General features: G+C 36.5%; 11 protein-coding genes and 1 pseudogene. 11 read left to right on the top strand and 1 reads right to left on the bottom strand.

The window, feature by feature from the left end:
• The 11 genes from AABI08_RS08205 to AABI08_RS08255 form a co-directional block, all read left to right on the top strand.
• Positions 1–742, top strand: a 742-nt coding sequence (locus AABI08_RS08205) for a hypothetical protein (RefSeq protein ID WP_338344701.1), incomplete at its 5' end; no start/stop codon positions are given.
• A 638-nt stretch (positions 743–1,380) separates the two neighbouring features.
• Entirely contained in the window at positions 1,381–2,004 is a 624-nt protein-coding gene (locus AABI08_RS08210) for a YveK family protein (RefSeq protein WP_338343036.1), read from the top strand.
• A 63-nt stretch (positions 2,005–2,067) separates the two neighbouring features.
• The gene (locus tag AABI08_RS08215; RefSeq protein WP_338343035.1) at positions 2,068–2,781 is read left to right on the top strand and encodes a sugar transferase; all 714 of its coding nucleotides are present in this window, start codon (positions 2,068–2,070) and stop codon (positions 2,779–2,781) included.
• Between the two features lie 135 nt (positions 2,782–2,916).
• Positions 2,917–4,014 carry a glycosyltransferase gene (locus AABI08_RS08220; protein WP_338343034.1) on the top strand — a complete coding sequence of 366 codons (1,098 nt, stop codon included), beginning with the start codon at positions 2,917–2,919 and terminating at the stop codon, positions 4,012–4,014.
• A gap of 107 nt (positions 4,015–4,121) precedes the next feature.
• Positions 4,122–5,096 carry an EpsG family protein gene (locus AABI08_RS08225; protein ID WP_338343033.1) on the top strand — a complete coding sequence of 325 codons (975 nt, stop codon included), beginning with the start codon at positions 4,122–4,124 and terminating at the stop codon, positions 5,094–5,096.
• A 10-nt stretch (positions 5,097–5,106) separates the two neighbouring features.
• Positions 5,107–5,829, top strand: a complete 723-nt coding sequence (locus AABI08_RS08230) for a glycosyltransferase family 32 protein (RefSeq protein ID WP_338343032.1) — start codon at positions 5,107–5,109, stop codon at positions 5,827–5,829.
• Positions 5,830–5,869: 40 nt separating this feature from the next.
• Positions 5,870–6,769, top strand: coding sequence for a glycosyltransferase (locus AABI08_RS08235; RefSeq protein ID WP_338343031.1), 900 nt, complete (start codon positions 5,870–5,872; stop codon positions 6,767–6,769).
• A gap of 60 nt (positions 6,770–6,829) precedes the next feature.
• On the top strand, positions 6,830–7,786 hold the full coding sequence (locus AABI08_RS08240; protein WP_338343030.1) for a glycosyltransferase family 2 protein: 957 nt from the start codon (positions 6,830–6,832) through the stop codon (positions 7,784–7,786).
• 107 nt (positions 7,787–7,893) lie between these two features.
• Entirely contained in the window at positions 7,894–9,312 is a 1,419-nt protein-coding gene (locus AABI08_RS08245) for a flippase (RefSeq protein ID WP_338344703.1), read from the top strand.
• Between the two features lie 59 nt (positions 9,313–9,371).
• Positions 9,372–10,313 carry a beta-1,6-N-acetylglucosaminyltransferase gene (locus tag AABI08_RS08250; protein ID WP_338344705.1) on the top strand — a complete coding sequence of 314 codons (942 nt, stop codon included), beginning with the start codon at positions 9,372–9,374 and terminating at the stop codon, positions 10,311–10,313.
• Between the two features lie 46 nt (positions 10,314–10,359).
• Positions 10,360–10,863, top strand: a complete 504-nt coding sequence (locus AABI08_RS08255) for an acyltransferase (RefSeq protein ID WP_338343027.1) — start codon at positions 10,360–10,362, stop codon at positions 10,861–10,863.
• 160 nt (positions 10,864–11,023) lie between these two features.
• On the opposite strand, the pseudogene AABI08_RS08465 reads toward AABI08_RS08255, so the two are convergent.
• Positions 11,024–11,128, bottom strand: a pseudogene (locus AABI08_RS08465) (IS30 family transposase); the annotation flags it as partial.

The following is an 11,128-nucleotide window of genomic DNA, read 5'->3' on the forward strand; positions in this document are numbered from 1 at the left end:
TGGTACGACGCCAACGACTCCAACGGATAAGGGTGGCAACAACACCAACAATGGCGGTACGACGCCAACGACGCCAACGGATAACGGTGGCAACAACAACACCAACAATGGCGGTATGACGCCAACGACTCCAACGGATAAGGGTGGCAACAACACCAACAATGGCGGTACGACGCCAACGACGCCAACGGATAACGGTGGCAACAACAACACCAACAATGGTGGCACGACTAACAACAGTGGCAACACTAATAACAATGGTGGTACCACGACGTCAACGAGCCCATCAAATAACAACGGTGTTGTAATGAATAATGGCGGAATGGCAAGCAATGCTTCTGCACATGTGGCTAACGTTAACCCAGTGGTTCAGTCGCCATTGGCACTGGCACAAATACAAGCAGCTATTGCAACTCCACGTAGTAACGTATCAGCATCAACTGTTAACAGTTCACTACAAACGAATACAAGCTCAGCTGTTCCTGCTGCAAATAATGATAAAGGTACTGAGAAAAAGGACACCAACAAGTCAAATTCATCAACTACATCGCGTGTTGAAAAGAAGCAATCAAATTCTGATTCAGGTCATGGAATTAGTAAATTCTTTAACAACATTGGTAGTTCTATTGCCAAAGGATTTAGTGCAGTTGGAAAAGCTATTGGACATGCAATGGCTGCCATTGGACACGCAATCTCAGCAGTATTCGATAATATCGGAAAATTCTTTAAGCAATTGTTTTAAGCACGAATAGAAAAACAATATCTTTAAAAGTCATTACTTCTAAGTAATGGCTTTTTTTGTTTGCAATTCAACTCGGAAATCATCGCGAATGATGATTTTTCTTTTGTATTTTAGAGAAGATACCAGTTTTTTATGGCTAATTTAGTTAGTAATCGATTGAAATAAAAATGATAAAAACATTACTCTATTTTCTAAAAAGAAATTTAGGATTAAAATTATGATTTTATTTTCTTGCTTTTAATTAAAAAATGTAAATTTATGTTGGAAAATATGATAAATATAAATTATTTTTATCTAAATTATTTAAAACGATTTTAAATAACAAGTTGGTTACTAAGTTACAAAACATAGAATTATTTTAAAGTAAATTGGTTTAGTAAAATTCCAAATAAAATTATTTGTTTTGTAATAGAAAACACGTTAAAAGTCACGAAAGTGGGTAAATAATTCTAATTAAAAGTAACTGATTTGAATCATTGTGTTTGTAATATGAAATTATTATGTATTTACATATAAATAAATGTATTAAAAAATACATAAGTAAGATAAATTAGGCTGATTATAATCAAAATTAAATGAAGCAGTAAATAACCAATCCTCCCGTACAAAAAAATTTAGAAAGTAGAGAGATTAGCTATATGAGTGAAAGTAAAGAATTAGAACAAATTTGGTACGTAATGAAGCGCCGTTCTTGGTGGATCATTTTGTTAACAATTATCGGTCTAACCATTGGTTTTGGCTTTTCGAGTTATTTTGTCAAGCCATCATTTACATCAACGACCACGTTACTGGTTGATGATAAAAACAAGACTTCATCCGATAAGCAGCAAGATATTAATCTGATTACCACTTATAAAGATTTAATTGTTTCTACCGATGTTTTGAAACCGGTAACCGAAGATGTCGATAGCAATCTTTCGGTGCCGACGATTCGCAGTATGGTCTCGGTAACAACCAATTCCGGTTCACAAGTTTTTGCAATTAATGTTAAGTCAAAAAGCGCTAATCAGTCGACAGAAGTTGCCAATGCGATAGCAAAGGAATTTCAAAATAAATTATCCAGCATGATGAATATGAATAACGTTTCAATAATTGATCGTGCGCAGAGTGATAACCAAGTGGAATCCTCGAAAAGTACGTTCTACATCCTGGTTTTTGGTGCCGTGTTGGGAGGTGGTTCATTCGTGTATTTCTGGATGCAGGAAATGTCAAAAAGAGAAAAGAAGCATATTGAGACTAGTCGTGTGTCACGTTTAAAGTAAATTATTTAGCCTGTGGGGGAGAGTTATAAGGGATTCTTGATTAACAAGGGATAGGAGAGAATGATGGTATATAAAAGTATTCTAAAAAGAATTTTTGGTTTAGTTTTAGCAATTGCAATGGAAATTGTTTTGTTCGTACCACTTCTAATTGTTGGTTTCATTGTTAAGTTAACATCAAAAGGCCCCGTATTATTCGTTCAAGAACGCTATGGCAAAAATTCTAAGCCATTCAAACTTTACAAATTTAGAACAATGGTCATTGATGCCCCGGACAAAGCCAACTCTGAATTTACCGACATTGAAAATTATGTAACTCCCTTTGGCAAATTTTTACGAAAGACATCGATTGATGAACTGCCACAGTTAATCAATATTATTAAAGGTGATATGGCCTTTATTGGACCACGACCTCTATCAAATGCAGATCGACTTGTTGTTGATTTGAGAAAACTGAACGGTGGTGACCAGGTTTTACCAGGCATTTCGGGATTAGCTCAGGTTAACGGTCGCAATAATATAAGCGATAAAGAAAAAGCGGCTTACGATGGGCTTTACGCACGTTCAATTTCATTTGAAAATGACTTTAAGTTATTTTTTCAAACCATCGTTTCGGTCTTCAGACGAGACAATGTTTATAAAACATTTGAGCTTGTTCAACAGGATGTACAACAAGATGATTTACCAGAGCAAACAATTCATTCAAAAGATACAGCGGTAACGGAAGATTCAAAATCGATTGCGCATCCGTCGGACTCAATTATTCATTCACATGTTTGAATTAGTGGTATCGAAAAGTTTGAAAATGTTGTTTTGCTCGCAAGATGTAACGGTATTCGTAAAGAGATTTTATTCTTTTACCAATCACTGTCGGTTATCGTCAGCATCGATTAGCATAGTAAAAGTGGTGTCAAAATGATTAGAATTTTGCAATTACCAGGTGGTCTTTCAAGGAACAATGGTCGAATGACGGTTGTTATGAATATATACCGCCATATAGACCGAGAGGCAATTCAATTTGATTTTGCTGGTACTGAGGATGATCAGCAAGATCAAGAAAATGAATACATTGATGAAATTAAAGCTTTGGGTGGGCGTGTATATGTGCTACATGACGGCGGAATCATTGCTGCCCGGAAATTAATTAATCAAATTTTTAACCGTTATTCCTATGAGATTGTTCATTATCATCAACTATCTGAATTTGGTATGACCTTTGATCTTTTGAAAAAGTATGGCGTTAAGAAGTTAATCGTTCATAGTCATGCGACAGTTATGAGTGAAACGAAATGGAAAATTCCAAGAAATCGGCTTTTTTCTTTACCAATTTATTTTTATTCAAATCGGAATATTGCCGTCTCAAATGAAGCCGGCAGAAAGCTATTTTTAAGCAACCATTTTGAGTTTATTCCGAATGCGATTGATCAAACGAAGTTTGCTTTTAATTTTAAAAAGCGCCATGACGTTCGAATCAGATTAGGGCTTAATAATCATGATTTTTTAATTGGTCACGTTGGTCGTTTTGCTAAGCAAAAAAATCAGCTCTTCTTAATTCCGGTAATGGCTAGAGTTATCAAGCAAAACCAACATTTTTATTTTCTATTTATTGGCGATGGACCTGAAAAGGATTTCTTCAAACAAGTAGTTCAAAAAGCTGGTCTATCTAGTCACGTTATTATTTTGGATAGTACGCCTTCGATTAAAGATTATTATTCGGCGATGGATTTATTCGTTTTACCTTCATTATTCGAGGGGTTACCAATGGTTGGAATTGAGGCGCAAGCAAATGGGTTGCCAATTGTCGTTGCGGATACGATTTCCCAACAATTGAAAATTACAAAGACTGCTTTTCTTCCAATCCAGCTAAAAGAAAAGAATATTGAACAGTGGGTGAAAGCAATTTTAACACCATCAAGCAGAGTAAGCGACGACCAGGTTCGCAGTTGCTTTTTACAAGCAGGTTTCCTGATTGAAAGTTCAATAGCAAGGTGGGAAAAAATGTATTTAGCGTGAATGAATAACAGAAATTTTGGGGATGATATATGGGCGTTTATTTATTAGTAATTGGTGAAATCAGTCTGCTTTCATTTATTCAAAATCGATTACGAAATACATACCTGATGGTGATTACACTGAGCCTAATTTTGCTTGTTGGTTTGAGGCCACTCTTGTTAGGGACTGACACTGGTAGTTATGTGGACCTCTTTAATGGTATTGTCAACGGCCGTTATTGGGATAGTTCGTTATCGAATCTTTTTTCGGGACGGTTTGAGATTGGTTTTTTGGATTTTGTAAAATTGTCTGCAGACTTTACTGATAATCCGAGGTTTTTACTACTATCATCAGCGGTAGTTATGTATGTTCCTTTGGCTATTTATATTAAAAAAGAGTCGCTGAATCCAACCCTGTCATTCTTAATCTTTTTTACATTGACTTATTTTCCACAGTCGATGAGTGCTATGAGGGAGTCGATGGCAGTGGGATTTCTGATGCTGGCAGTGGTGTCGTTGAACAATAGCTATCGCTGGTGGCCACCATTTGTATGGATCTTTATCGCCTTTTTGTTCCATCGATCGGCAATTTTGTTCTTGCTGGTTCTCGTTTTAAAGCGTTATCGGTTTACTGCCAAGAAAGCCACTGTTGCTGTTGTTGGATCAATGCTGGTGGCGCTTTCTTTTACTAAAATTTTTACATTTATTCTTAAATATATTCCGTCGTATTCTTATTATTCCAACAATGTTGGGGCTTTGAGTGTAAAAACCGCGTTGATTATGAATATTGCTTTGTCGTTATTACTATTAATTGTTGCCTCGATGGATAAAAGCCATGAAGAATCCGTTAATACAAATCGGTGGATGCTGTTATTGGCTATTTGTGTGTATACCATTTCGTTTGTCTTTAATGGTTTTGATCGAATGGCGATGGTCTTCTTGTTTGCACAGATTATTTTGGTTCCAAACGCTATTGCTAAACTGCAGGATGAACAATTGAGGAAACTATTAAATGTTTTACTTGGTGCAATTTGTGTTTTATATTTTGTGGTTGTTCTGATTTATCGTCCAGATTGGTTAAAAATCACGCCGTATTTCATGTGAGAAAGAAGGCTTGTCGATGATTGAAAAAATAATTCATTATGTTTGGCTTGGTAATCATGAAAAGCCGGCTAGTGTTATCAAAAATATTCAAACATGGAAAAAGTACAATCCTGATTACCAATTGAAAGAGTGGAATGAAGAGAATTTTAATGTGAACTTGAATCCATTTGTTTCACAGGCATACCGAGATAAAAAGTATGCATTTGTTTCAGACTATATTCGGCTTTACGCACTATATCATGACGGTGGCATTTATTTAGACACTGATATGGTAGCGTATCAAAGTTTCGATACTTTATTAGATAATCACTTTTTCTTAACTTTCGAAAAAGAGCTGATTATTGCTAGTTCAATTATTGGGAGTGAAAAAGGAAATCCGATTATTTTGGATATGCTAAAGACAATTTATGAAGACTTGACTTTCGATGTCAGTCGAATGAGAGAGTATGCGAATACGATTTTGATTACCAATTATTTTTCAATGTTTTATCAGCAAATTAAATGGAACGGTCAAGAGCAGGTGATTAACAATCGTATTCACTTTTATCCTGGTACTTTGCTGGTTAACCCCGGTAGTCATAATATTTCGATTCATTTATTTGAAGCTTCTTGGATGAAAAATAAAAGTAGCCCCAAAAGTTCTTTGGGTCTTTTTTTGAGACGGCATAGCAACGTGGGAGTAGTGAGATTTTTTTACAATATTAACCATTTGGTTCGTGGTATTCAAAGTTAATTTAAAAGACGATTAATTTGATTGAGGGGAATAAACTTTTATGAGTGTCGATATCAAAGAATTTGTTAATCAAGTTGAAAACTATTTATGGCCAAGTGAACAAGAATACCAGGCACAGGCAGCAGATTTTACCGTTTTGCTGCCCGTGTACATTCGCGACGATTTGGAAAATTTTATCATCGCTATCAAAAGTATTTTTAAAAACACAGTCAAGCCGTCCGAAATTTTGATCATGGAGGATGGCCCTGTAGCCGATAGAATGGCTGATTTTTTAGCGTTTTTGACAAAAAAATATCCAAATGTTGCGCACTGTGTTGCCAATCCAAAAAATCATGGTTTGGGGTATACGGCTGCAAGGGGTATCTTACTAGCCAAGTTTGAAATTATTGCTCGTGTTGATGCCGACGATATTTCAACCGCCCGTCGTTTTGAGGAAGAGCTCAAGCGATTTCGGGACAACCTTCAATTAGACATTGTTGGTAGCAATGTTGCTGAGTTTAATGAAGATTATGAAATTCAGTCTTATCGGAATGTACCTAGTCAGGCTAGTGATATTTGCCAATTCTCTAAAATGAGATCACCTTTTAACCATCCCAGTGTGATGTATCGCAAGCAGGCGGTGATTGACGCCGGAAATTATGCTGATATTCAGCATTTTGAGGACTATGACCTTTTTGTACGAATGCTTGAACAGGGTCAAATAGCCGAAAACATTGCCGATAATTTAGTTTTGATGCGAGCGCCGTCGTCGATGTACCAACGAAGGGGCGGTCAAGATTATGTTCAGCGTTATATTGCTTTTCGTAAAGGATTATTGAAAAAAGGGTATATTTCGCAAAAGGAGTACCAAATTTCTATTTTGGGTTCACTGCTAACGTCGTATTCTCCCGTATTTGTGCGAAAAATTCGTTATCATCTTTTTTTAAGAGAAAATAAGTGATAATAATGGTTCTAATTTATATAATAAAATTAGTATTCGTTTGCGGATGGAGGAAAAACGATGATAACAGTGATTGTACCAATCTATAATAATGCGACATTTTTACCTTCTTTAATCCAACAATTTTACCAGCAAACGACAAAGGATTTTGAGGTGGTCTTTGTTGATGATGGTTCGACGGATAATCCCCGGGCTGCTATTCAACAGATTGATCGTCATGAATTAACTTATCAGTATATTTATCAGCATAACCAGGGCGTTGGTAGTGCTCGAAACACAGGGATGAATCATGCACGTGGCCGCTACTTAATGTTTGTTGATCCTGACGATCAAATTATGTCGAATTTTGTTGCTGAAGGATTAAAAACGATTCAAGGATTCGATTTAGGGATTATGGCTTTTGACTTAATTAATGCAAATGGCAACCAGTTGATTAGTCACTATCAATGGAAAAGCATTGATTATACATATGCTGATTTTTTGAAAAATTTTTCTAATCTATACAATAGTGAATTGTTGTTTTCAGTTTTTAATAAAGTCTATGACGCCAGTATTTTAAAGAAGAATCGGTTAAAATTTTCCAAATTGCGAATGGGCGAAGACTTTTTGTTTAATATGCAATATTTTGATTTAATTGATTCCATCTCGTTAACGGATGTCGTCACTTATCGATACATGATTTATGGCGAAGGAACTGCCACCACGAGTTTTCATGGCGATGAATTTGATTGTTCTTATAGTAATCAACAATATTTAATTGATTTCTTAAATCGTCACCACGTTTACGATGAAAAATTAGTGAGTTTACATTGGTCATTAATTTTGGCTTATCGCTTTGCTGGCGTTCGTAAGTTAAAAAAGATTGGCAGTAGTGATTACCAATTTGCACGTTCCCAGTTTTTGGAAATTCTTTCGATTTTTAAAAAAGAAAAATTAGTTAAAGTACCGTTGTTGCCACCGGAGCGAATGGTGAAGTACCTAGTGATGATAACAAAATTGAATCGTATGTTTATTTGAACCGGGATTGCCTAGGTTCACCTCAATAGAGTGGTTTTTTAAATGTTTAATTGGCTTGACTGTATGGATGATGGAATATGGTTGTTTAGCTAGAGTGGATGTATTAGATGAAAGTGATCAAAAATTATCTTTATAATATGGGTTATCAGGTATTACTAATCATTGTCCCTTTGGTTACGATGCCTTATATTTCGCGTGTTTTGGGGCCTCATGGACTAGGGGTGTATGCCTATACTAATTCCATCATTTCGTATTTCGTTTTGCTGGCTAATTTGGGAATTGATGCTTATGGTAGCCGCCAAATTGCTTATGTTCGAGAAGATTTTGAAAAAAGATCGCAGGTCTTTTGGGAAATTACGATTCTAAAAGTGTTCACGACGGCCGTGGCATGTCTCTTGCTGCTGTTGTATTTACCCTTTGCCGGAAACTTGCGAGTACTAATGGTGGCACAGGCTTTATCATTGATCGCAGTCATGTTTGATATGTCTTGGTACTTTGTTGGCATCGAAGACTTTCAAAAAAGCGTGACACGGAATGTTTTGATTAAACTGGCTTCGCTCGTGCTGATTTTTATCTTTGTTAGGCATGCAACTGACACGCTCATTTATATCATCATTACCAGTGGTTCTTCATTGGCCGGGAATGCCGCGCTTGTTCCATTTTTAAAAAAAGAGGTGAAGAGGATTCCTTTTGGCCAGTTAAATGTACAAAAACATTTTTTGCCCGCATTGCTCCTGTTTGTTCCACAAATCGGCATGCAATTGTATCTGGTTGCGAATAAGACGATTTTAGGGATGATGGATACGGTCACGGCGGTCGGCTTTTTTAGTTCAGCTGATAGTATCGTTCGATTGGGGATGACTATGGTGTCGGCCATTTCGACTGCCTTATCACCAAGAATTTCACACTTGATTGCCGAAAAAAAGGTTAGTAGTGTTGAACGGTACATGCAAGAGGCGTTTGAAATTATTAACGCGGTAGCCATTCCCTTAGCATTGGGGTTGATGATTGTAACGACAAAGTTTGTCCCAATCTTCTTTGGACCAGGTTATGGGATGGTGGCCAAGTTAATGATTATTGAGAGCCCGGCAATTATGATTACTTCATGGAGCGTAGCGATTACGAGTCAGTATTTGATTCCGGCTGATATGACACGGGAGTATATGTGGTCGACGGTCATCGGTGCTTTGAGCAATATTATTTTTAATTATTTTTTGATTCTAAATTTTGGTGTCTACGGGACCGTTTACGCAACTTTACTTAGTGAAGGCTTGGTCGTATCTTACTTGATGTTTTGTATTCGAAAGCAGCTACATATTCGACAGGTTTTTTTCTTTGAATTTTATAAACTTATCATCGCTGGTCTTTTAATGGCAGGAATTGTTTACTGCTTGGACCTGTGGCTGCCAACAACGATTTTGGCAATTGTTATTGAAGTAGTGGTTGGGGTGCTGAGTTATGCATTGTTACTGTGGTTATTTAGAGCCAATGTGATAATTAACATCCGAACGTTTTTCCAGGGATAAATTTAAAGGTGATTTGGTGAGTAGTTCTTTCAGTAGTTTTTCCTAAGAGAGGTAAAAAAATGGTAAATAGTGAAAAACAGGCAATTTTAATCCTAGCGCACCAGGCGGATGATGTTTTAAAAACCTTAATTCAGCAATTTGACTCAACACTGTTCGATATTTTTATTCACTTTGATCGAAAATTTTACACGGCTTCGTTAGCACAGGAGCTTCAAGGTTTAGTGCGGAATACGCATTTAAGCATTATTTCGACACAAAGTGTCACATGGGCTGCGCCTTCAGTTATGAGGGCCGAGCTAGATTTAATGAATTGTGCATTTCATAGTGGCCATTACCATTATTTTCATTTACTTAGTGGCCAAGACTTAGCCATTAAAAGTGCAGACGTTATTTATGATTTTTTTAAAAGTCAAGATACACAATTTTTTGAAATTAGGGCGATTGATTCACCGGTGGCAATTGACTGCGTGACCTACCGTTATCCATTAGTTGAAAGTATTGGCAAGAAGCATAATTTCTTTTGGGTTTTACAAAAAGCCTACTTGCTTTGCCAAAAGGGATTACATATCAAAAATCAGCAATCATTTATTTTGGAAAATAAGCTTGCTTATGCCTCACAATGGGCGAGTATGACCAACGAATTTGTCAATGCATTATTGCTACAAAAATCCGAGCTACAAACAGTTTATCGGCAAGCGCTGGTGCCAGATGAAATTTATAAGGCAACTTTTTTAGTTAATAATACTCAACGTTTTACCTACTATAACCGAAATTACCGATTTATTAGTTTTATGGGAAATTCGCCAAAGATGATTAGTACCCAGCAGGAAGTGCAAGAACTATTGCAATCAGAAAATTTTTTTGCTAGAAAGTTTGCTCCTGAAAATCAGTTGTTAAAACTTGTCCGGCAGGCAACAATTGAAAATGAAAAAATTGATGGCCGGAGGCCATATAAAAAGGTTTGTTTTCACCGAAACTGTCAAAAATCATCGATAATCTAATTTGAAATAAAAGACAGTCATGGTTGTCAAGTAAAGGGAGAATACTATGCTCAACAAATTTTCTAGCCTTTTCCAGGTCCTAATGATGAAAATTAAAATTTCGATTTTTAAAATCAGTCATCCGCATGGTCTCGTTGTTGGCCGAAAGCTACGGTTTCGGAAACGATTGAACTTGCGAGCTGATGCCGGTGGCAAAATTAACATTGGTGATTACGTTTTTTTTAATAATGATGTGTCAATTAATGCGCGCGAGTTGGTGACGATTGGCAACCATGTGCTAATCGGTGAAAACGTGAAAATCTATGATCATAACCACGCTTTTGGTAAAAAATATGAGGGTGTTCAGCCAGACACTTTTAAAACGGATTCGATTACGATTGGTGACGGTGTTTGGATCGGATCGAACGTGACAATTTTAAAGGGCGTGACAATCGGATCGAAGGCGATTATTGCTGCCGGAACGGTTGTCAATCGAGATGTGCAACCGAGTGTCATTTATCAGGAACAACGTAGTGTCCAAGAAATTCCTATTCATTATCGAGAGGACTAACAATTAGATTGTTAGTCCTCTTTTGTTACCATTGTCTCAAAATTGAATTATTCGCAATAAAGATTATAATCAGAAGCATAGTCGTTAAATATTTTTAAGGATGTTTAAATGTTTCGAGGAAGAAGAATAGCTATGGCAAAAAATTCTACTAATAGGCAGATTACAAGTTTAATTCGAACGCATCCGTAAAAACTTCCAATGGTGTTTGATAATGATGTAATTTCATGGGCCGCTTGTTAATGAGTTCAACCGCCTCATATAATCG

It is taken from the genome of Fructobacillus evanidus (assembly GCF_963580165.1).
Lineage (GTDB): Bacteria > Bacillota > Bacilli > Lactobacillales > Lactobacillaceae > Fructobacillus > Fructobacillus evanidus.

Coding starts and splice junctions, on each gene's coding strand:
- AABI08_RS08210 (WP_338343036.1), top strand. CDS start 1,381: ATGAGTGAAAGTAAAGAATTAGAACAAATTTGGTACGTAATGAAGCGC.
- AABI08_RS08215 (WP_338343035.1), top strand. CDS start 2,068: ATGGTATATAAAAGTATTCTAAAAAGAATTTTTGGTTTAGTTTTAGCA.
- AABI08_RS08220 (WP_338343034.1), top strand. CDS start 2,917: ATGATTAGAATTTTGCAATTACCAGGTGGTCTTTCAAGGAACAATGGT.
- AABI08_RS08225 (WP_338343033.1), top strand. CDS start 4,122: ATGGTGATTACACTGAGCCTAATTTTGCTTGTTGGTTTGAGGCCACTC.
- AABI08_RS08235 (WP_338343031.1), top strand. CDS start 5,870: ATGAGTGTCGATATCAAAGAATTTGTTAATCAAGTTGAAAACTATTTA.
- AABI08_RS08240 (WP_338343030.1), top strand. CDS start 6,830: ATGATAACAGTGATTGTACCAATCTATAATAATGCGACATTTTTACCT.
- AABI08_RS08245 (WP_338344703.1), top strand. CDS start 7,894: ATGAAAGTGATCAAAAATTATCTTTATAATATGGGTTATCAGGTATTA.
- AABI08_RS08250 (WP_338344705.1), top strand. CDS start 9,372: ATGGTAAATAGTGAAAAACAGGCAATTTTAATCCTAGCGCACCAGGCG.
- AABI08_RS08255 (WP_338343027.1), top strand. CDS start 10,360: ATGCTCAACAAATTTTCTAGCCTTTTCCAGGTCCTAATGATGAAAATT.